Origin of the sequence: Pantoea sp. V106_11 (assembly GCF_029967885.1) — a bacterium.
GTDB classification, from domain to species: Bacteria; Pseudomonadota; Gammaproteobacteria; order Enterobacterales; family Enterobacteriaceae; genus Pantoea; species Pantoea ananatis.
Genome location: NZ_JASCAK010000037.1, coordinates 145490 through 167769, shown reverse-complemented (window position 1 = coordinate 167769; position 22280 = coordinate 145490). Strand labels below are relative to the sequence as shown.

Below are 22280 nucleotides of genomic sequence, written 5' to 3'. Positions count from 1 at the left end.
TACCACCTCACTGACGTTGATCATCCACCGTGACGCCTTTCGGCGGGGTGAAAGTGAATTTATCCGGACTGATAGGGCCGTTTTTCTGGCTCTTCAGCTGGTAGTTACTGCGCTGTCCATCCTGCTCTACGGCGCTGAACTGATTAATCGTGCCATCTGGCGTTACGTCGATAGTGAACTGCTTGAGGTTGCCGTCGCTTTTCTTCGGGGTCAGTTCAAATTTATCGCCCTGCTGCTTAACGTTGTATTGCTGCCAGTCGCTGGACTGATTGCGGGCAATTAACATAAACGGCGTATTGCTGGTAGCATTCTTTAACAGACTTACCGTAGCCTGCTCTACAAACGGGTTGTAGAACCATAACGATTTTCCGTCAGAGACAATGACGCTCTCGTCAGGCGCGGTCATGTGCCAGTTAAACAGGCTTGGGCGCTTGACCCAAAGTTCACCTTCTCCATCCTGCACGTTAGCACCGCTGCCATCGGTCACCTTTTGCGTAAAGCTGGCGTGGAAGCTGTTTACTTTATTCAAACGCTGTTGCAGGTCACTTGATGCATCAGCGAAAGCGCTGGCTGAACCCAAAGCGGCCAACAGGCCTAAGGCAATTACGCGTAATTTCATCTGCTTAAATCCTTATTAAATCGTTTCCCGTTGATAACGCTACTAAGCCTGGTCGCTGTCCTGCGTTTAATACAGGAGAAAAAACCGAAAGCCTAATCAACTATGGGGGTAAACGGCTAAAAAACAATGAGCCAGCAAGAACTGGCTCATTGATTTATGTTTCAAAGCTTATCGTTCAGGCTCTACATATCGTGGGGAGGCGGTGACAGCACTTCGCGGTTACCGTTATGTCCCGGTGCCGAAACGATGCCCTGGGCTTCCATCTGCTCAATGATGCGCGCGGCGCGGTTATAGCCAATACGGAACTGACGCTGAACGCCTGAAATCGAGGCGCGGCGCTTGTCCACCACGAAACCCACCGCCTGATCGAACAACGGATCCAGTTCTTCATCGCTGTCGATGCCGCCCGCACCCTCGCTCTCTTCGCCCGCTGTAATGCTCTCAATGTATTGCGGACGTCCACGCGCTTTCCAGTCCTGGACCACCGCATGCACTTCCTGATCGCGTACAAAGGCACCGTGAACACGAACCGGCATGGAGGAGTTTGGCGGCATATAGAGCATGTCACCCATGCCCAGCAACGACTCCGCGCCGCCCTGGTCGAGGATGGTGCGCGAGTCAATTTTGCTCGACACGGTAAAGGCGATACGGGTTGGAATGTTGGCCTTGATCAGGCCGGTAATCACATCCACCGAGGGACGCTGGGTGGCCAGCACCAGGTGGATACCGGCCGCACGTGCTTTCTGCGCCAGGCGGGCAATCAGCTCTTCCACTTTTTTACCCACGGCCATCATCAGGTCGGCGAACTCATCCACCATCACCACAATGTAAGGCAGTTTTTCCAGCACCGGCGGCGTCATGTCCATACTGTCGCCCGGTTTCCAGAACGGATCGGGGATTGGACGGCCCATCGCCTCAGCCTGCTCAACTTTCTCGTTGTAGCCCGCAAGATTACGCACGCCAAGTGCCGACATCAGTTTATAGCGGCGCTCCATCTCACCGACGCTCCAGCGCAGCGCATTCGCCGCATCTTTCATATCGGTGACGACTTCGGTGAGTAGATGCGGAATGCCTTCATAGACCGACAGCTCAAGCATTTTCGGGTCGATCATAATAAAGCGCACTTCTTCCGGCGTGGCTTTATACAACATGCTGAGAATCATGGCGTTCACACCGACTGACTTACCCGAACCGGTGGTACCCGCTACCAGTAAGTGTGGCATCTTCGCCAAATCGGCCACTACCGGCTGACCAGCAATGTCTTTACCCAGTACCACGGCCAGAGGTGAAGGATTGTCACGGAATTTTGGACAATCCAGCACTTCACGTAAGTAAACGGTCTGACGATGCTTATTCGGTAATTCCAGTCCGACATAGGGCTTACCCGGAATCACTTCAACAACGCGCACCGCCGTGGTGGACAGTGAACGGGCCAGATCGCGCGACAGGTTAGAAATACGCGCCGCTTTCACGCCCGGTGCCAGATCCAGTTCAAAGCGGGTAATGACCGGGCCGGGAGAGATGCCGACGACCTCAGCCTTAACACGATAATCGCCGAGGCGTGATTCAACCAGGCGCGCCGTCTGCTCAAGGGCAAACATGTCAACCGGCTCTTCTTCTGCAGGCGGTGCGGTTAACAGATCCAGAGAAGGCAACGGCGTAGAGGGTTTTTCCAGCGGCTGTTCATGACGCATCAGGAAAGGATGAATCAGGCTGTCATGCAACGACGGCTTCGCCTCTTCCACAGGTTCGGGCTGCTCGACAGGTGCCGCGAAGGTATCCGACGCAACGTTCTGCGTCGGCATGCTTCTCTGCGCGGCCGCATGCGTCGGCGCAGCCTGTACTTGCTGCCACGGCTCATGTTTTGCCGCGACCTCATCCGTTTCCGGCGTAGCCGCAATGGTGAACAGCGGCTCAACCGGGCCGTCGTCAACCAGATCTTTCATCGGTGAGAAATCAAAGGCCGCAGACGTGTCCAGGTTGAATACCGGCGCATTGTTGGCAGGTTCGGTCTCATAACGCTGTTGCTGCTGCTCGGCGAACTGACGGGCCAGGGATGCCTGCTCTAGAGCCTGTTCATCGTCTTCACTCTGTTCATCCTGTTGCCAGCTCTCGCCATAACGCTGTTGCTGCTCAGACTGAAACGCCTGACGTAACTCAGCCTGTTGCAGAGCATCCTGCTCCTCCGCTGACCAGTCTGGATTATGCGGCTGATCGGCAGCCTGTGGAGCCGCCGGGGCTTCAGACAGTCTGGCTTTCTCTTCTGCCATGCGCTGGGAAGGAAGTTTAATTCCGTAAGAAGCCAGTTCGCGTCGGGTCGGTAATTTAACCGGGTTTGGCCGCGGTAACGCCGGACCTATCCCCTGCTTCACCTGTGGATTCGCCTGATTTTCAGGCACCGGTTCAAACAGCGGCGACATCGAGGCCGCGGCTTTGCCTGCCGCGCCTGCCGTTACCGCACTGCTCAGGGTTGCGGCAGAGGCTGCCTCGCGCCAGTTGCCCATCTTCGGCGCATCATCCTCATAGGCCGTAAAGGGTGCTGAGGATGCGGGTGTTTCATCCGGCATTTCAAAACGGTACAGAGGCGGTTCACTGACCGGTTTATCCTGCGGAACAGGATCACGCGGTGCAAAATGACGCTCTGGAGCAGGATGAGGTACAGCCGCTTCCTGGGCGGGCGCGGCGACAGTATTCACGGGCGCAACCGCAGGCTGGGCTGCAGATGGGGCTGACGGCGGCACGGTAGCCGTGGTAAAGGTTGACGCCACGCTGGCTGCAGCAGGTTGCTGGACGGGTGCCACCGGCATTTCAGCAGCGTCGGTGGTTGCCGCGACGGCAGCTCGAGTCGCTGTTGCGGCCTTAGCCAGCAGCGGATCGTGCTCGTCCAGATCGGGCTGCGCCTTACGGGGCGCAGAAAGCAGAACGTCATCGTCGTCATGGGGCTGCGCGTGAAGAACAGGCACATCATCTTCATGATGTTCGCCCTCGTCCTCTTCCTGCCAGGGTTCGTCGTGACGTGAACGGTTGCTGGCAAATGTCAGCACGCCCATGACCACGCCACCGATTCGTTCTGCAATGGTCAACCACGACCAACCGGTATACAGCGTAATGCCCGCTGCCCAGATGCAAAGCAGAGTGAGGGTGCCACCAGCAGGACTAAACCAGGGTGAAATCGCATTGCTGACGAGGCTGCCGATCACGCCGCCTGAAGCAAAGTACCAGATGTCGTCAGCATTCAGTGCAGCCATGCCGCAGGTTGTCACGACCAGGGCCAGTACGCCAATTAACCGCAAACCTACGGCGAAATAGTCGAAGTAGTCCTGATTATCGCGCTGGCGAAAGGCTATCCAGCACAATCCAAGGATCACCGGTGGAATGGCGTAAGCCATCACGCCAAAGATGAACAACAGCGTGTCAGCCAGCCATGCCCCTACCGTACCGCCGATATTATGGATAGGCTCGTGCCAGGCCGTCTGCGACCAGCTCGGGTCGGAAGGATTAAAACTGACCAGGGAAACCATCAGGTAGACGGCAAACAACGCCACCAGAATGAGCAACGCTTCCAGCAGACGGCGTCCACTGCTCAGCGACTGTAACGAAACGTCTTTATCTTCTGTGTATTCCTGGCTCAAGAGAACTCTCCAGGTGCCTGTAAAGTAAGAAACAACAGCGTCGGGCTCACCCGACGCTGGTCCTGTATGTATTCACAGGAGTGTACCGAAATTTCACAGGCTTTGCACCTGCCACGCATCAGCGCGTTTTGATCACCAGACGGTTACTCTGTTTGACCTCTTCCATCACCACGTAAGTACGCGTGTCGTTTACACCCGGCAGGCGCAGCAGGGTTTCCCCCAGCAGCTTGCGGTAGGCGGACATATCGGGCACGCGTGTTTTCAGCAGGTAGTCGAAATCACCAGAAACCAGGTGACACTCTTGAGTTTCCTCAAGTTTTTGCACAGCGGCGTTAAATTGCTCAAACACATCTGGTGCGCCACGATTCAGAGTAATCTCAACGAATACCAGTAATGAGGCGTCCAGGTAGTGAGGGTTAAGTTGCGCAGTGTAACCAAGGATGAATCCCTGGCGTTCAAGACGACGTACACGCTCAAGACAAGGTGTAGGCGATAATCCTACACGTTTGGAAAGTTCCACGTTTGAGATACGACCGTCTTTCTGCAATTCATTCAGAATATTTCTGTCGATCCTGTCGAGGTCTTTACCGGGGCGTTTCTTATTATCTACCATTATTATTGTCTCTCTTAATTCCTTCCCTTTACCTGCCATCCCCTGAAAACGCTCATTGTTCGGGGCATTTTTTGAAGTGAAATAACGGCGTCTCAGTGCGGTCGCACCTATGTGTATGACGCATGTTGTCTGTCCACATCATGCGTCATGACTCATATCAGACGACAAAATTCGTTCGGCACATTGCCCAAAACCCGGCGGCAAAACCCGTTTTGTTCCGAAGATGTCATTCGCTTCTCACACTGTTTTCGCAAATGCGCAGGCGATTGTCAAAGTAAAATGTCTAAATTCAGGACAAGATGCCAGACACATCGCTGGGTCACTGTTTTTAAATGAGTATTTTCGGGCGATAAGGTGCAACAACGTGAATTTTTGCCCCCTTTTGGCGCAAACCGCAGGCAAAAAGTGCAATCATCGTCTACGCCGTTTGCAGTAATCGTTAACAAACGCGCGCAAGTGTTGTCAATGACACGGCTTATTCCCTACAATCGCAGGCTATGTCAGGCGAATGAAACTGAGGAACGCATGAGTACGGCTAAACACAGTAAGTTGCTCATTCTGGGCTCTGGTCCAGCAGGTTATACCGCAGCCGTTTATGCTGCACGCGCGAATCTGAATCCGGTGTTGATTACCGGTCTGGAAAAAGGCGGACAGCTGACGACCACGACGGAAGTGGAAAACTGGCCGGGCGACCCGCACGATCTGACAGGTCCATCGTTAATGGAACGCATGCATGAGCATGCCGAGAAATTTAACACTGAGATCATTTTTGACCACATCCATTCCGTGGATCTGCAGAATCGTCCGTTCCGTTTAACCGGTGACAGCGGCGAATACACCGCAGATGCCCTGATTATTGCCACAGGTGCATCGGCACGCTACCTCGGCCTGCCGTCAGAAGACGCGTTTAAAGGCAAAGGCGTTTCGGCCTGCGCTACCTGTGATGGTTTCTTTTACCGTAATCAGAAAGTCGCCGTGATCGGGGGCGGTAATACGGCGGTAGAAGAAGCACTTTATCTGGCCAATATCGCCGCTGAAGTGCATTTAATTCACCGTCGCGACAGCTTCCGCGCCGAGAAAATTTTGATCGATCGCCTGATGGAAAAAGTCAGCAACGGCAACATTGTGCTGCATACCCACCGTACGCTGGAAGAAGTGGTTGGCGATCAGATGGGCGTGACCGGACTGACGCTGCGTTCAACGCTGGACGACAAAACCGAGTCGCTGGAAGTCGCTGGCCTGTTTGTGGCGATTGGCCACAGCCCAAACACAGCGATTTTCGACGGCCAGTTAGCGCTGGAAAATGGCTATATCAAGGTTCAGTCTGGCCTGCACGGCAATGCAACCCAGACCAGCATTCCGGGTGTGTTTGCTGCAGGTGATGTGATGGACCATATCTATCGCCAGGCCATTACCTCTGCGGGCACCGGCTGCATGGCTGCTCTGGATGCAGAACGTTATCTTGATGGTCTGGTTAAGAACGATAAGTAAGTTGTTAATAACCTGATCTTAATTGTTTGAGGCGACTGTTTTTCAGTCGCCTTTTTTATTATCACCATGCTAAATTCATGCGCCAGGCGGGAGGGGCTCGCCTCTTTTCCTTTGTCTTCGCCACTGTGGGTTTCGCATGAACAAATCGCGGCAGCAGCACCTTACCCGTTGGCTTCGTCAACAGCGGCATCATGCCGGTCCCTGGTTACGGCTCGCCTCACTGTCGGGTTCCGCCAGTGCGTTGCTGATTATCCTGCAGGCCTGGCTGCTGGCGTCGTTGCTTCAGGCGTTGATTGTGGCGCATCAATCGCCCCCGTCTCTTCTTTCACAGTTTATGTTACTGCTGCTGTGCTTCGTGCTGCGGGCGATGCTGAACTATGCGCGCGAGCAGGCAGGATTCCGTGCCGGACAGGCTATTCGCCAGGCGCTGCGCAAACAGATTCTGGACCGTTTATCCGCGCTGGGCCCCGCCTGGATTCAGGGCAAACCGGCCGGCAGTTGGGCAACCTTGCTGCTGGAACAGACAGAAGATATGCAGGCGTACTATGCGCGCTACCTGCCGCAGATGACGCTGGCGACCGTCATCCCCTGCGCCATTTTGATTGCGCTGTTTCCTTTAAACTGGGCCGCCGGATTGATTCTGCTGGCTACGGCACCGTTGATTCCGCTGTTTATGGCGCTGGTGGGCATGGGCGCGGCCGATGCCAATCGGCGCAATTTTCTGGCCCTGGCGCGCCTGAGTGGTGACTTTCTTGATCGCCTGCGCGGCCGGGAGACGCTGAGGCTGTTTCATCGGGCCGAAGCAGAAAAACAGGCCATTGCCGCCACCACGACGGACTTTCGTCAACGCACCATGGACGTCTTACGGCTGGCTTTTCTCTCCTCCTCCGTTCTGGAGTTTTTTGCGTCATTAGCTATTGCTGTGGTCGCGGTATATTTTGGTTTTTCCTACCTGGGTGAGTTGCACTTTGGCGATTATGGCAAGGGCGTTACGCTGTTTGCCGGTTTTCTGGTGTTGATTCTGGCCCCGGAATTCTTTCAGCCTTTGCGCGATCTCGGCACCTTCTACCATGCTAAAGCGCAGGCCATCGGCGGCGCCGATGCCATTGAGCGCTTTATGCAGGCGACGCCACAGTCAGAAGCGCGCAACGGCACTATCCCGTTTGCCGCCGCCGCACCACTGGAGCTGGTTGCTGACAACCTGGTGGTCTGCGCGCCCGGCGGTAAAATCCTGTGTGGTCCTTTACATTTCACTCTGCGCTCGGGCGGACGCATCGCGCTGGTCGGTAAAAGCGGCGCAGGCAAAACCGCGCTGTTGAATGCGCTGCTGGGATTTTTACCTTATCAGGGCTCGCTTAAAGCCAATGGGATTGAGTTACGCGATTTGGTTCAACGCGACTGGCATCGGCATCTTGCCTGGGTCGGACAAAATCCCCAGTTACCGGCAGAAACCTTACGTGAAAATATCCTGATGGGCGCGCCCCTCGACGCCGCACGTCTGGATGCCTTAATCGCGGCTTGTGGCATCCACGAGTTTCTCTCACGACTGCCTGAAGGGTTGAATACCGCACCGGGCGATGCCAGCAGCGCGCTGTCCGTTGGTCAGGCACAGCGCATTGCGGTTGCGCGGGCGCTGTACAAACCGGCTCAGCTATTGCTCCTTGATGAGCCTGCAGCCAGCCTGGATGCGCTGAGTGAACATCATGTCATGCAGGCACTTCATCAGGCCGCGCGACAGCAAACCACCCTGATGATTACGCATCAGATCGATTCGCTGCGCGACTGGGATGAAATCTGGCTCATGGAGGCGGGAAAACTGGTACAGCAAGGCAGTTGGCAGGCACTGACGGCCCAGCCCGGCCCTTTCCGTGCACTGCTGCAACATCGTCAACAGGAGTGCATCTGATGTCTGCTCTGCGTCCTTTTCTGCGGCTGTGGCTGCGTCATCCCTTTCGGCTGGTGCTGGGGATTATACTGGCGATAGTCACGTTGCTGGCCAGTATTGGCCTACTCACCCTGTCTGGCTGGTTTCTGGCGGCATCGTCCGTTGTTGGCGTCGCGGGTCTGTACAGTTTTAACTATATGCTCCCGGCCGCCGGCGTGCGTGGCGCGGCCATTATACGTACCGCGGCACGTTACTTCGAACGGCTGGTCACGCACGATGCCACGTTCCGGGTGCTGCAGCATTTGCGCGTTTTCACCTTCAGCCGTCTGATTTCACTGGCACCGGGTCAGCTTGCGGCCTTTCGCCAGGCGGATCTGTTAAACCGTTTTGTTGGGGATGTGGATACGCTGGATCACCTCTACCTGCGGGTAATATCGCCGCTGCTGGGCGCATTTATCGTTATTGTGGTGGTGACAGCCGGTTTAAGCCTGATTGATCCGCAGCTGGCACTACTGCTGGGCGGTACCCTGCTTGCCCTGCTCTGTCTTTTTCCTCCCCTGTTTTATCACCTGGGCGCCCCGGCGGGCGTGGCGATAACCCGGCAGCGTTCGCACTGGCGCGTGCAGTTAATGCACTGGCTGGCGGGCCAGGCTGAACTGACGCTGTACGGTAACGCCTCCGCCTGGCGCGCGCGGCTGGACAGCAGCGAACAACAGTGGCAGAACGCGCAGCGCCAGCAGGCACGTTTAGAGGCACTGGCGCAGAGTCTGTTGCTGATGTGCAGCGGTATCACGGTGACCGCCCTGCTCTGGCTTAGCGCCGACAGCATTGCGCAGCAGCATCTTCCCGGTCCCTTTATTGCGCTGGTGGTGTTTTGTGCCCTGGCCGCTTTTGAAGCGCTGGCCCCGGTCGCGGGTGCCTTTCTGCCCCTGTCTCAGGTGATCACCGCCGCCCAGCGCGTCAATGACATCATCGAGCAAACGCCAGCGATCGTTTTCCCCTCCGCAGCCGCTGTCCCGCCCGGCGCGCTCAGCATGAGCGTGCAGGCGCTTGAATTCAGCTATCCCGGTAGGCCGGAAAACGTGTTAAACCAGTTTTCCCTGCACATTAAGGCGGGTGAACATGTCGCGCTACTCGGGCCTACCGGCTGCGGAAAATCCACCCTACTTGGCCTCCTGACGCGCGCCTGGGATGTTGAGCATGGCGAGATAGCGCTGAACAACGTCCCGCTTGCCGAATGGGATGAAGCGCAACTCCGTCAGCGCATCAGCGTTGTCACCCAGCGCGTTCATCTTTTCAGCCAGACCCTGCGTGATAATTTATTGCTGGCCTGCCCCGATGCCAGTGATGAAACCCTTACCGTGGCGTTAATGCAGACCGGCCTGCAGAGTCTGCTGGATAATGAAGAAGGATTAAATGCCTGGCTGGGCGAAGGCGGCCGGCCGCTGTCGGGTGGCGAATTGCGACGCCTGGCGATTGCCCGTGCGCTGCTGCACAACGGCGACCTGTGGTTACTGGATGAGCCGACGGAAGGGCTGGATGCCGCGACCGAGCAGCATATTCTGTTCCTGTTGCAGCAGCTGACAGCGGGCAAGACCGTGATTATGGTTACCCATCGTCTGACCGGACTGGCGCAGATGGATAAAATTTGTGTTATGGACGGCGGGAAGATCATTGAGCAGGGAAATCATTCCGAATTAGTCGCAAAAGGTGGACGTTACTGGCGTTTCCAGCAACGCTTTGCGTTATAGTTTTGTAAAAGCTGATGGATAACTTAACGCGATGAGACTGGTTCAACTGTCACGGGAATCGTTGCTGTTTCCTCCTCCGGACACGGCGCTGCGTGAGCCCAATGGCCTGCTGGCTATGGGCGGTGATCTCTCGCCTGCTCGCCTGCTCAACGCCTATCAGCAGGGGATTTTCCCCTGGTTTTCCCCTGGCGATCCGATTCTGTGGTGGTCACCCGACCCTCGCGCGGTGTTACTCCCAGACCGTTTTCACCTCAGCCGCAGTATGAAGCGCTTCCACCAGCAATCACCTTATCGGGTTACGATGAATGAAGCCTTTTCCGACGTGGTCGAAGGCTGTGCGGCCGGTCGGGAAGAAGGGACATGGATTACTTTTGAAGTCAAACGCGCATGGCTGAAGCTTTATGAGCTTGGTCATGCCCATTCCATTGAAGTCTGGCGCGAGCAAGACCTGGTGGGCGGCATGTATGGTCTGGCGCTGGGCCAGATATTTTGTGGCGAATCCATGTTCAGCCTGCAGACCAACGCCTCGAAAACCGCACTTTGGGTTTTCTGTCAGCATTTTATTAAGCACAAAGGACGCCTGGTGGATTGCCAGATACTGAATCCCCATACGGCTTCACTCGGCGCGGTCGATATTCCCCGCGAAGCTTACCTGGATGCGGTAAAAAACCTGTCCTCGCAGCCCGTTGACAGCGGCTGCTGGCGGAATCAAACCCTTTTTTAATCCGCGCGCAGATGTTTTGCACACATAAACCCGGTTAAGTGATATAATAGCGGCGTTTGGTATGTCGTCCGCGCTTGATTTTCAAGCCGGAATTGCCAGGCTGGGAATCTCATCGCACTCTCGGAACTGTTTCAATCGTGCGCGTGTTACCGGTTGATTCAGATTCTTAGCCCGCTAATCCCCCGCAGACGTCACATAAACACCCGAATTTAACCGACATGCTCGCGTTATAACGCGAAGCACGGCGATGCGTTGGCTTTATTGCCGACGGTTCTTTACATAACTTGTTGAATTGGGCATTATCTTGCCGGTTCAACTGAAAGGTAGTACACCCAGAGGATTCGATGGCCAAAGAAGACAATATTGAAATGCAAGGTACCGTACTGGATACGTTACCTAACACCATGTTCCGCGTAGAACTTGAGAACGGACACGTGGTTACCGCTCATATCTCCGGTAAAATGCGTAAAAACTACATCCGCATCCTGACGGGCGACAAAGTGACTGTCGAGCTGACCCCGTACGACCTGAGCAAAGGCCGCATTGTCTTCCGTAGTCGCTGAGTTGCGTTGATGCCGTTGCCTGCGCCTCGTGTGCGGGCAAACAAAAAAAGGCCGGATATTATCCGGCCTTTTCTCTTTCTGTCATACCGCGCTTAGTGCACGGTGCCTTCCGTTTTACGTTTTTGCGCACTCAGGAAGTGATAGGTCAGTTGCCCCTTCTCTTTATCCAGCGCAACAGAGACCGATCCACCGTCAACCAGCGAACCAAACAGCAGTTCGTTCGCCAGCGGTTTCTTCAGGCTCTCCTGAACGGTACGCGCCATCGGACGAGCGCCCATCGCTTTGTCATAGCCCTTCTCTGCCAGCCAGTCACGCGCTTCGTCACTGACCTCCAGTGAAACACCTTTCGCATCCAGCTGTGCCTGCAGTTCAACAATAAACTTGTCTACGACCTGATGAATAACGTCCGTTGACAGGTGGCTGAACCAGATAATGTTGTCCAGGCGGTTACGGAATTCAGGGGTAAAGATTTTCTTAATCTCTTCCATGGCATCCGTACTGTTGTCCTGATGGATCAGGCCAATGGATTTACGCTCGGTTTCACGCACGCCGGCGTTGGTGGTCATCACCAGCACCACGTTACGGAAGTCGGCCTTGCGGCCGTTGTTATCGGTCAGCATACCGTTGTCCATCACCTGCAGCAGCAGGTTGAACACATCCGGGTGCGCTTTCTCAATCTCATCCAGCAGCACAACGGCGTGAGGATGCTTGATTACCGCATCGGTCAGCAGGCCGCCCTGATCGAAACCCACATAGCCCGGAGGCGCACCGATCAAACGACTGACGGTATGGCGCTCCATGTACTCAGACATGTCGAAGCGCAGCAGCTCAATTCCCAGCGCTTTCGCCAGCTGAACGGTAACTTCGGTTTTACCGACGCCCGTTGGACCAGCAAACAGGAACGATCCCACCGGCTTGCGATCCTGCCCCAGCCCTGCACGGCTCATCTTGATGGCTTCGGTCAGCGCTTCAATGGCGTTATCCTGACCAAACACCAGCATTTTCAGACGGTCGCCCAGGTTCTTGAGCGTATCGCGATCGGTTGCTGAAACACTCTGCTCTGGAATACGGGCAATACGCGCCACCACGGTTTCGATATCAGCCACGTTAACGGTTTTCTTACGTTTGCTCGCGGGCATCAGACGCGCACGGGCACCGGCCTCATCGATCACGTCGATGGCTTTATCCGGCAGATGGCGATCGTTAATGTATTTCACCGCCAGCTCAACGGCCGCACGCACGGCTTTGGCCGTATAGCGAACGTCATGGTGCGCTTCGTATTTGGTTTTCAGGCCGTTAAGAATCTGCACCGTTTCTTCCACCGACGGCTCGGTGATATCGATTTTCTGGAAACGACGCGCCAGCGCACGATCTTTTTCAAAGATGTTGCTGAATTCCTGATAGGTGGTAGAGCCCATCACGCGGATCTTACCGCTGGAGAGCAGCGGTTTGATCAGGTTTGCCGCATCGACCTGCCCACCCGATGCCGCACCCGCACCGATAATGGTATGAATCTCGTCAATAAACAGGATGCTGCTGTTATCCTGCTCCAGCTGTTTTAACAGCGCTTTGAAACGTTTCTCAAAGTCACCCCGGTATTTGGTGCCCGCCAGCAACGAGCCGATATCGAGAGAGTAAATCGTGCAGTCTTTCATCACTTCAGGCACGTCACCCTGCACAATGCGCCAGGCTAAGCCTTCCGCAATGGCGGTTTTCCCGACGCCGGATTCACCCACCAGCAGGGGATTGTTTTTACGGCGACGACACAGGACCTGAATAGTTCGTTCCAGCTCTTTGTCGCGACCGATCAGCGGGTCAATTCCGCCGACGCGAGCAAGCTGATTGAGATTGGTGGTGAAGTTTTCCATACGTTCCTCCCCGCCTGCTTGCTCTTCGTTAACCGGATTTTCAGCACCAGGTGCCTGGCCGGGTTCGTCTTTACGCGTGCCATGAGAGATGAAATTCACCACATCAAGGCGGCTGACTTCGTGTTTGCGCAGCAGATAAGCCGCCTGCGACTCTTGCTCGCTAAAGATGGCAACCAGCACGTTAGCGCCGGTAACTTCACTGCGTCCGGATGACTGAACATGGAAAACCGCACGCTGCAATACACGCTGGAAACTGAGCGTAGGTTGTGTGTCACGCTCTTCTTCGCTGGCTGGCAGCACAGGCGTGGTCTGTTCAATGAAGGCTTCGAGTTCCTGCCTTAGAGCCACAATGTCCACCGTACAGGCTTCCAGTGCCTCTCTGGCCGACGGGTTACTGAGCAACGCCAGTAACAGATGCTCGACGGTCATAAACTCATGACGGTGCTCACGCGCTCTGGCGAAAGCCATGTTTAAACTGAGTTCCAGTTCTTGATTGAGCATTAGGCACCTCCTCCAGTTAATCGCTCTGACCTGCTTCCTGTATGGAGAGAGGCTCAGGCTTTTTCAAGCGTACACAGCAACGGATGATGATTGTCCCGCGCGTAATTATTCACCTGCGCCGCTTTGGTCTCAGCGACCTCTGCGGTAAATACACCACAGATTGCTTTACCGTGGTAGTGAACTTTCAGCATCAGTTGCGTTGCACGTTCAATATCATAAGAAAAGAACTTTTGCAGAACGTCAATAACAAATTCCATAGGTGTATAATCGTCATTATTCAGAATGACTTTATACATGGAAGGCGGCTTTAACCCTTCGCGTACTTTATCGTCAGCTAATTGTTCAAAATTTAGCCAGTCATTTGTGTTTGCCATAGTGTTCCGTTGTGATTCTGTACATCTTCATAAACCCGGTTCATCTGTAGAGTTTAACACGTGTGTCAAGTGCACAGTCGCTAATGAATCATTCCGCTAAAAATGCCACACGCGACCTGTATCACAAAATTTCAAATAGCGTTAACTACCTCAAATTTTGATGATTTTTTCCCCGCCTTGCCCGGTGGTTTGCTTGACGACCACGCCAGTTTCTCTACATTCTACCTTCACAAGCTGATTGAGTTTTAATCAAACCCGACTCACGGCTTCAGTGACCTCACCTACTTATAAAATGTCTTGCGAGGGAAGTAAAAGCATGGAGACAGGTACCGTTAAATGGTTCAATAACGCCAAAGGTTTCGGCTTTATCTGTCCAATCGGGGGCGGAGAAGATATCTTCGCACACTACTCAACGATACAGATGGATGGTTACAGAACGCTAAAGGCGGGCCAGCAGGTCCATTTTGACGTTCATCAGGGCCCTAAGGGCAACCATGCCAGTCTGATAGTACCCGTTGAAGCGCAACAGGCTGTCGCCTGAGATCACCCCAACGTTGGACCGCTCCGTTGAAAATGCCAGCCTGCCGTGCTGGCATTTTTACTTGCGAATCGCTAACCCGCTTTACCCTGCGCCAGTCTGATAACGCGTGCAAACATGTCCCGCAGGCGTTCCGGTATGGCCTCGGTGCCGCGTTCAGCTGCCGCCATCGCGACCATAATGGCCAGTTCAGGTTTAGATGCACGATGAATCGCTTTGGTAATAATACGCCTGGGTTTCATCGGCACGTTTAACGGCAGGTGCGCTGCTTGTTGATAAATATCGCTAAAGCCATGCTGATAAAGGAAGTGCTCTATATCCGCCGCCGGTAGCGCCGTTAAGTGATGCTTCTCAACGTCAGGCGGCAGGAGCTGACTGCGCGCCGTGGCCGCGTATTTTTTCCCTGCCATATCGCCGTCAGTCAGCACATGCCAGGCAATGCCCATACGCCGGGCAAATTTCAACAGCGGTTTTAATCCTGACTGGGCGAATTCAATCACCTTTATGCCTTCCGCGGCAAAGTGAAAGCCGCATTGTCGCGCCATCTCGTTAATGATCCAGACTTCGGTTTCGCCTTCAACCAGGAGCCAGCAGCGGGCAAACAGGGCCGAAGGCCGGTTAACTTTAATGTGGAAGCCGATTCGCCGGCTCTCTTCAGCACTCAGCCCTTCGGGACCGACGCGCCATGCGGCCACGCGCGCGGGCTCGCGAACCAGCCGGCAAACATGCTCGATCGCGACCTGAGAAAGCAGCTCTCCGGAATTGGTTGTCGCGATCTTCTGCAGCGGCAGCAGCGTCAGCAGATTCCACGCCACGGACAGCATAATGGGATGCAGGCGGGTCTCCGGATCCTCAATCAGCAGCAGCGGCCGTGCGCCCGGCGCCAGAGGTTCGCTTCCCCGTGCCTGCACCAGCAGGGTAAACATGCGCAATAAAATAAGCTGACGGCTGCGAACGTCGGTGGCAGCAATCAGATGATTGAGCTGATCCAGCGAATGCCAGCCCCGGGCACCTTCACGGGACTGCGGCTCAACGCGGTGCGGCTCGCTACCCCGCTCAGGATGCTGGATCAGGAAATAGTGTTCTACGAGCTGCTGCATCGTCTGCAATCCTTGCCGCAGCATGGCATTACTCATCTGCTGCGGGTGCTGCTCCAGATCTCGCGTGAGGGTATCCAGCTCTTTCGCCAGTTGGTTTAAGGTAGAGAGGCGGGCATCAATACCGCTCTCAACCGGTCGGATGCGGCGGCTGAAGCGGGCATCGCGCAGCCGTAATACCGGGTTCCTGCGCAGCAGGTAATCTATCGCCGCCGCGCTTCCCGCTTCCGGTAATACCTGCCCATTCCCGTCGATAAAGCGGCGCGTCGAGGTAATCTGATCGTCACGCCGTCTGGCCTGCACGCTATAGCTCAGGCGGCGCTTTCCCTGCTCGCCGGGTTGCCAGAATGGCTGCAGCAGCTCGCTGGTGTCCGCTTCGTCATCCGCAAAGTGGAAAACAACCGACAACCGATGCACCCGATCCTTAACCTCACCCGGCGTAAAATGAAAATCATCAAGGGAGAACGCATAGTCGCGCGTGCGGGGAGAGAGCAGCAGGCTGAGCGCGTCGAGCAGGCTGGATTTCCCCCAGGCGTTTTCACCAATCAACAGGTTGATGCGCGTCAGCGGTAAAGAGAGTTGATTGATGCCGCGGAATCCCCGGATATCGATATGTTCCAGAATCATAGCGTTTTTATCCTCTTTGCTTTCCGAAGAATGGAGCGGCTTCATCAGGGGGTCAAGAGACTTTATGACAAAGGTTTACTCCCCTACGCTTTTTCGCTAGCGTGTCGTGACTTTCGACATGGACGAACCTTTCATTATGTATTCCGGACTCTTAATTATTCTTCTGCCTCTGCTGGCAGGCTGGCTGTTACCGCTTCGGCACGTTGCGTTCCTGAAGGCCGTAAACCGGCTGCTGGGTTGGATGGTCTACGTCATCCTGTTTTTTATGGGCATCAGCCTGGCCTTTCTCGATAATCTCAGCAGCAATCTGGTGACGGTGTTTTATACCGCCGCCGTGGCAACGGCTTGCATTCTACTGTGTAACCTGCTGGCGCTACGCTGGCTGGAACATCGCCTGCCCTGGCAGCACAGTCACAAACAACAAAAGCTGCCCTCACGTTTGCATATGGCGCTGGAATCGCTGACGTTATGCGGCGTCGTGATCGCCGGCTTTGTGCTGGGCCTGACCCAGTGGCCCTGGCTGCATCATGCGTCAGCCGCCAGTGAATATGCATTACTCTTTTTGCTTCTGCTGGTGGGGATTCAGCTGCGCGGCAGTGGGATGACGCTGCGGCAGATTGTGTTAAACCGCCGTGGCATGATGGTGGCGGGCGCGGTGCTATTGAGCGCGCTGCTGGGCGGAATGATCGCGGCGCTGATACTGGGGCTGCCGCTGAAAACCGGTCTGGCCTTAGCCAGCGGCTTCGGCTGGTACTCGCTTTCGGGGATTCTGATGACGGAAGCCTTTGGTCCGGTGATCGGCAGCGCGGCATTCTTTAACGATCTGTTGCGAGAGCTTATCGCCATCATGCTGGTGCCCGCGCTGATTGCCCGCCACCGCAGCACAGCGCTGGGCTTATGCGGCGCCACCTCGATGGATTTTACCTTACCGGTATTGCAACGGGCGGGCGGTTCAGAAATCGTTCCGGCTGCGATTGTGCACGGTTTTGTCATGAGCCTGCTTGCGCCGGTCTTGATCGCGCTGTTCTCTGCCTGATGGCTGAATTCAACTTTTGATGCAATTTTTTACGGTTGAGTTGAATCAGCGTCGTCTACGCTTCTTGTGAGCTGTTTGATTCTGCTATCCGGTGGATGGCGACGGATGACCAAGGAGAAGAAGATGAAACAAACCGTAGCGGCGCTGGTGGCCAAAACGCTGGAAAACGCCGGTGTAAAACGTATTTGGGGCGTCACGGGTGACTCATTAAACGGTCTGAGCGACAGCCTGAACCGAATGGGCACCATTGAGTGGATGCCCACCCGCCATGAAGAAGTGGCCGCCTTTTCTGCTGGTGCAGAAGCGCATGTCAGTGGGGAACTGGCAGTATGTGCGGGTTCATGCGGCCCCGGTAACCTGCACTTGATTAACGGCCTTTTTGACTGCCATCGCAATCGCGTGCCGGTCCTGGCGATTGCGGCCCATATTCCTTCCAGCGAAATCGGCAGTGGTTACTTTCAGGAAACCCATCCTCAGGAGCTGTTCCGCGAATGCAGCCACTACTGTGAGCTGGTATCGAACCCCGAGCAGTTGCCGCAGGTGCTGGGCATTGCGATGCGTAAAGCCATCCTGAATCGTGGCGTATCGGTGGTTGTCCTGCCGGGCGATGTCGCGCTGCAGGCCGCACCGGAATCCGCCCGCGCTGACTGGTATCCACCGCAGTTGCCGCTGGTGCTGCCGTCCGCCGATGAGCTGACTACCCTGGCGCAAACCCTGAACGACGCGAAAAATATTACGCTGATGTGCGGCAGCGGCTGCGCAGACGCGCACCGGGAAGTCGTGGAGCTGGCGGCGACGCTGAAAGCGCCGGTGGTCCATGCCCTGCGCGGCAAAGAGCACATTGAATACGATAACCCGTACGATGTGGGCATGACCGGACTGATCGGTTTTTCCTCGGGCTATCATGCCATGATGAATGCCGACACCCTGGTCCTGCTTGGCACCCAGTTCCCCTATCGCGCCTTCTACCCGGAAAAAGCGAAAATTATCCAACTCGACATTAATCCGGGCAGCCTGGGCTCGCACTGCCATGTAGATCAGGCTTATATCGGCGATGTCAAAACCACGCTGCGCGCGCTGCTGCCAAAGCTGCAGGTCAAAACCGAGCAGCGTCACCTGGACAGCGCACTGAAGCATTATGCCGAGGCGCGTAAAGATCTGGATTCGCTGGCAACCGCCAATGATAACCAGCCGATTCATCCGCAATATGTGGCCCAGCAAATCAGTCAACTTGCCGACGACGACGCGATCTTTACCTGCGACGTGGGCACGCCAACCGTCTGGGCGGCTCGCTACCTGAAAATGAACGGTAAACGCCGCCTGCTTGGCTCCTTTAACCACGGTTCAATGGCGAACGCGATGCCGCAGGCCATGGGCGCGCAATCACTCAACCGTGACCGTCAGGTCGTGGCGCTATGCGGCGACGGCGGATTCAGTATGCTGATGGGCGATTTCCTGACCGTCGCCCAGTTGAAGCTGCCGGTAAAACTGGTGATTTTCAACAACAGCTCGCTGGGCTTTGTTGCCATGGAGATGAAGGCCGGCGGTTATCTCACCGACGGCACCGATCTGCACAATCCTGATTTTGCCGCCATTGCTCAGGCCTGTGGTGTTAAAGGCATTCGCGTTGAGAAAGCCTCTGAACTGAATGGCGCGCTGGAACAGGCCTTTGCCCATGATGGCCCGGTCCTGGTCGATGTGATTACCGCAAAAGAAGAACTGGCGATGCCGCCGGAAATTAAGCTGGAACAGGCCAAAGGCTTTAGCCTCTATATGCTACGCGCCGTTATTAACGGCCGCGGTGATGAAGTGCTTGAACTGGCAAAAACCAACTGGCTGCGGTAAAACAGACGGATGTTACAGGCGGGTTCTCCGCCCGCCTGGCATTTTGCTGCCCAGGAGCACAATGTGATTGATCTACGCAGTGATACCGTGACCCGTCCCAGTGCCGCCATGCTACAGGCGATGATGGCTGCTGAAACCGGGGATGATGTTTATCGGGACGATCCTACCGTTAACGCACTGGAAGCCGAAGCGGCGAGGCTGAGTGGTAAAGCCGCTGCGCTGTTTCTGCCCACTGGCACCCAGGCCAATCTGGTGGCGTTGCTGAGCCACTGTCAGCGTGGTGAAGAGTACATTGTGGGCCAGCAGGCGCATAACTATAAGTACGAAGCAGGCGGCGCGGCGGTACTGGGGAGCATCCAACCCCAGCCGATTCTGGCGGCGGCCGACGGCAGCCTGCCGCTGGATGTGGTGGCCGACTTCATCAAACCTGACGATATTCATTTCGCCCCGACCCGGCTCCTGAGCCTGGAGAATACCCATCATGGCAAAGTCCTGCCCGCGGGCTATCTGGAGCAGGCGTGGCATTTTACCCGCAAGCATAAGCTGGCGCTGCACATTGACGGCGCACGTATTTTTAATGCCGTCGTGGCGCAGCAAACCACGCTGGAAAACCTTGCCCGTTATTGCGATACCTTAACTATCTGCTTGTCAAAAGGACTGGGCGCGCCCGTGGGTTCACTGCTCTGCGGCGATACAGATTATATTGAACGCGCGCGTCGCTGGCGCAAGATGACTGGCGGCGGTATGCGTCAGGCGGGGGTGCTGGCAGCGGCGGGGCTGTATGCGTTGCAACACAACGTCGCACGGTTACAGACCGATCACGAGAATGCAGCCTGGCTAGGAGAGGCGCTGCAGAAGATCGGCATTGAGGTCACGGAGCAGCAGACGAATATGCTGTTTGTGCGCGTCCCGGCAGACCAGGTTGACGCGCTGGGTCAGTGGATGAGATCCCATGATGTGCTGATGAGCGTGGGTCCCGTGACCCGAATCGTCACCCATCTGGATGCTGAGCGCCCGGCGCTGGAAAAGGTGCTGTCGCACTGGCGGGCGTTTTTGGCACAGCATCGTCCCGGAGCTCCCGTCACGCCGTCTTCCCTTGCCGCGTCACCTTACGCGAGTCGCTAGATGTTGAGCGCGGTAACCACCGGTTATTGCGCTTCCCCGTATTTTTCCAGCAGCGCCTCTGCAATCGCCAGGGTTTCAGCATCCGCTAAACCCTGATAATTCGCTGGACGGAAATGCATCTGAAACGCCGCAATCAAATTCCGTTGCTGGTTCGCGCTCATCCCTTCCGTGACCTCATAGCCGTAGCGCTGCAGGCGATCAAGCACTGTGGCAACCGGTACGGCGGCATCTCGATGCTGCCCGGCTAAGTAAAAAGCGACGCGCTGCGGATCGGGCCAGGCGCCAATGCCCTGCTCAGCCAGCTGCCGCCACGGGAACCGCGGGCCAGGATCCTGTTTACGCTGAGGGGCGATATCGCCGTGGCCCACGATATTTTCCGGCGCGATACCATACCGGCGGGCGATATCCTTGATGAGGGCGCCGAGCACACGGATTTGTTCGGGAGGAAAAGGCTGCCATTCCAGGCCGGTCAGGGTACGGCGATAGCCGTTGTTCACCAGCTCAATGCCGACTGACGTATCGTTGATACGGGTTGCGCCGCGCCAGAAGCTCGGCCCGGCATGCCAGGCCAGATCCTGCTCCGGTACCAGTTGCAAGATAATGCCCTGCCCCTTGCGCTGCGGCGGCTGGCGAGGAATAAGATAATGGACGCTGACGTCACGATCGGTCAACGTGGCCAGGGAAGAGGAAAAGTCTTCTGCGGTATAGTGAATCACCACCACTTTTACGCGCGGTCGCGCGCCCTGAGCGGGATGACGCAGATCGACCCAATAACCCGGTCGTGATTCTATGCCCGACTGGCAGCCCACCAGCACCCAGAGCGCCAACAGCAGCAGAATACGTTTCAACGAATCACAACCGCCGTGCCGGTCACGCTCACCATCAGCATGCTGCTGTCTTTACCCACGGTTTCGTAATCGATATCAATGCCGACGACCGCATTGGCACCCAGCGCGCTGGCCTGCTCTTCCAGCTCTTTAAAGGCAATCTCGCGCGCTTTGCGCAGTTCCTTTTCATACGCGCCCGAGCGGCCACCGACAATATCGCGAATGCCGGCGAAAAAATCGCGGAAGATGTTGGCACCGAGAATGGCTTCCCCGGTGACCACGCCACAGTAATCCGTAATACTGTGTCCTTCCAGGGTTGGCGTCGTCGAAAATTTCATCGTTTTCTCCTGTTACGTAAACCGGCCAAAGGCTCTTTCACCTAAAAGCAGAACTATACTCTATGTTAAAAAGGCACCTTGCCAGAGAACAATAAGGAAATCGAGATGAGAAACAAAGGTTTTGCGCTTTTGCTCCCGGCCGCGCTACTGCTGAGTGCCTGTACGACAGTAGAGCCGGTAATTAAGGATAACGGCCCACGACTCGCCCCTTGCGTTGAAGGCGGCCCCGACACCGTGGCACAAAAGTTCTACGATATGCGGATCGCACATCCCACCGCCGGTCTGCCTGACACCACCACACTGGCAAACTATCGTCCTTACCTGAGCGAAGGCCTCTATCACGCCCTTCAGGAAGCAAGCCAAAGCCAGAACGCAACACAATGGCACAGCGGCGATCTGTTCTCCAGCCTGGCACAGGGGCCAACTCAGGCTGATGTTGCTGATGCGTCGACCATTCCAAACCGGGATGCCCGCAATATCCCGCTGCGGGTAAACATGAGCCGTGACGATAAGCAGTGGCAGGATGAAGTGTTGATGATCCATCAGGGCAGTTGCTGGGTGGTGGACGATGTCCGCTACGTCGCAGACGTGCCTCACCCGGCAGGCGGTTCTCTGAGCCAGATGCTTGAAAAGGCGAAAAAATAAATAATCTTTACCTCCACGTCTGAACGCGCGGGCTTAACCGCCGGACGCGTTCAGACGGCATTCAGCCTGCCTTTCCAGAAATGCCCGCCGTTCGCCTCACAACATCTTGTGCTAATCTTTTGGGTGTTTACCGCTTATTCGTAAATTTTAAGCCACCTTAATTGCATAACTATTTTGGTGA

18 protein-coding genes are annotated in these 22280 nt (G+C 55.7%); 10 read left to right on the top strand and 8 right to left on the bottom strand.

The window, feature by feature from the left end:
- Positions 1-7: 7 nt before the first annotated feature.
- The 3 genes from lolA to lrp all read right to left on the bottom strand — a co-directional run bounded on the left by lolA (position 8) and on the right by lrp (position 4864).
- A complete protein-coding gene (gene lolA / locus QLG08_RS19630) occupies positions 8-619 on the bottom strand; it encodes an outer membrane lipoprotein chaperone LolA (RefSeq protein WP_014593314.1) in 612 nt (203 codons plus the stop codon).
- A gap of 182 nt (positions 620-801) precedes the next feature.
- On the bottom strand, positions 802-4251 hold the full coding sequence (locus QLG08_RS19625) for a DNA translocase FtsK 4TM domain-containing protein (RefSeq protein ID WP_282473137.1): 3450 nt from the start codon (positions 4249-4251) through the stop codon (positions 802-804).
- 118 nt (positions 4252-4369) lie between these two features.
- A complete protein-coding gene (lrp, locus tag QLG08_RS19620; RefSeq protein ID WP_006118610.1) occupies positions 4370-4864 on the bottom strand; it encodes a leucine-responsive transcriptional regulator Lrp in 495 nt (164 codons plus the stop codon).
- A 525-nt stretch (positions 4865-5389) separates the two neighbouring features.
- On the opposite strand from lrp, the gene trxB reads away from it, so the two are divergent.
- The 5 genes from trxB (at position 5390) to infA (ending at position 11278) form a co-directional block, all read left to right on the top strand.
- Positions 5390-6355 carry a thioredoxin-disulfide reductase gene (gene trxB, locus QLG08_RS19615; protein ID WP_014606200.1) on the top strand — a complete coding sequence of 322 codons (966 nt, stop codon included), beginning with the start codon at positions 5390-5392 and terminating at the stop codon, positions 6353-6355.
- Positions 6356-6491: 136 nt separating this feature from the next.
- Positions 6492-8261 (top strand): cysteine/glutathione ABC transporter permease/ATP-binding protein CydD, encoded by a 1770-nt coding sequence (cydD, locus tag QLG08_RS19610; protein ID WP_238493082.1) that lies wholly within the window; start codon positions 6492-6494, stop codon positions 8259-8261.
- A complete protein-coding gene (cydC, locus tag QLG08_RS19605) occupies positions 8261-9991 on the top strand; it encodes a cysteine/glutathione ABC transporter ATP-binding protein/permease CydC (RefSeq protein WP_238493083.1) in 1731 nt (576 codons plus the stop codon). The genes cydD and cydC overlap by 1 nt, the downstream gene beginning before the upstream one ends.
- A 31-nt stretch (positions 9992-10022) precedes the next feature.
- Positions 10023-10715, top strand: coding sequence for a leucyl/phenylalanyl-tRNA--protein transferase (aat, locus tag QLG08_RS19600; RefSeq protein ID WP_014606203.1), 693 nt, complete (start codon positions 10023-10025; stop codon positions 10713-10715).
- A 344-nt stretch (positions 10716-11059) separates the two neighbouring features.
- Positions 11060-11278, top strand: coding sequence for a translation initiation factor IF-1 (gene infA, locus QLG08_RS19595; RefSeq protein ID WP_002211347.1), 219 nt, complete (start codon positions 11060-11062; stop codon positions 11276-11278).
- Positions 11279-11370: 92 nt separating this feature from the next.
- On the opposite strand, the gene clpA is transcribed toward infA, so the two are convergent.
- Both clpA and clpS read right to left on the bottom strand, forming a co-directional pair.
- Positions 11371-13647 carry an ATP-dependent Clp protease ATP-binding subunit ClpA gene (gene clpA / locus QLG08_RS19590; protein ID WP_013025222.1) on the bottom strand — a complete coding sequence of 759 codons (2277 nt, stop codon included), beginning with the start codon at positions 13645-13647 and terminating at the stop codon, positions 11371-11373.
- A gap of 53 nt (positions 13648-13700) precedes the next feature.
- A complete protein-coding gene (gene clpS / locus QLG08_RS19585; protein WP_013025221.1) occupies positions 13701-14021 on the bottom strand; it encodes an ATP-dependent Clp protease adapter ClpS in 321 nt (106 codons plus the stop codon).
- 316 nt (positions 14022-14337) lie between these two features.
- Between clpS and cspD the strand changes: the two genes are divergently transcribed.
- Positions 14338-14562: a cold shock-like protein CspD gene (gene cspD, locus QLG08_RS19580; protein ID WP_006118603.1), complete on the top strand. Its 225-nt coding sequence runs from the start codon at positions 14338-14340 to the stop codon at positions 14560-14562.
- 71 nt (positions 14563-14633) lie between these two features.
- On the opposite strand, the gene QLG08_RS19575 is transcribed toward cspD, so the two are convergent.
- Positions 14634-16283, bottom strand: coding sequence for an ATP-dependent endonuclease (locus tag QLG08_RS19575; protein WP_282473136.1), 1650 nt, complete (start codon positions 16281-16283; stop codon positions 14634-14636).
- Between the two features lie 136 nt (positions 16284-16419).
- Here QLG08_RS19575 and QLG08_RS19570 point away from each other — a divergent pair, with 136 nt between their 5' ends.
- From QLG08_RS19570 to ltaE, 3 genes are all read left to right on the top strand, one after another.
- A complete protein-coding gene (locus tag QLG08_RS19570; protein WP_024470921.1) occupies positions 16420-17319 on the top strand; it encodes a lysine exporter LysO family protein in 900 nt (299 codons plus the stop codon).
- Positions 17320-17442: 123 nt separating this feature from the next.
- Entirely contained in the window at positions 17443-19164 is a 1722-nt protein-coding gene (gene poxB / locus QLG08_RS19565) for a ubiquinone-dependent pyruvate dehydrogenase (RefSeq protein ID WP_072137911.1), read from the top strand.
- A gap of 63 nt (positions 19165-19227) precedes the next feature.
- Positions 19228-20289: a low-specificity L-threonine aldolase gene (gene ltaE, locus QLG08_RS19560; protein WP_227008653.1), complete on the top strand. Its 1062-nt coding sequence runs from the start codon at positions 19228-19230 to the stop codon at positions 20287-20289.
- A 23-nt stretch (positions 20290-20312) separates the two neighbouring features.
- Here the strand turns inward: ltaE and QLG08_RS19555 are convergent, their stop codons facing one another.
- Together QLG08_RS19555 and QLG08_RS19550 are read right to left on the bottom strand one after the other, a co-directional pair.
- Complete coding sequence (locus tag QLG08_RS19555) at positions 20313-21137, bottom strand: N-acetylmuramoyl-L-alanine amidase (RefSeq protein WP_126843061.1); 825 nt, start codon at positions 21135-21137, stop codon at positions 20313-20315.
- Complete coding sequence (locus QLG08_RS19550) at positions 21134-21454, bottom strand: heavy metal-binding domain-containing protein (protein WP_013025214.1); 321 nt, start codon at positions 21452-21454, stop codon at positions 21134-21136. Before QLG08_RS19550 ends, QLG08_RS19555 begins: the two co-directional genes overlap by 4 nt.
- 105 nt (positions 21455-21559) lie before the next feature.
- Between QLG08_RS19550 and QLG08_RS19545 the strand changes: the two genes are divergently transcribed.
- Positions 21560-22099: a lipoprotein gene (locus tag QLG08_RS19545; protein WP_014593303.1), complete on the top strand. Its 540-nt coding sequence runs from the start codon at positions 21560-21562 to the stop codon at positions 22097-22099.
- Positions 22100-22280 lie beyond the last annotated feature (181 nt).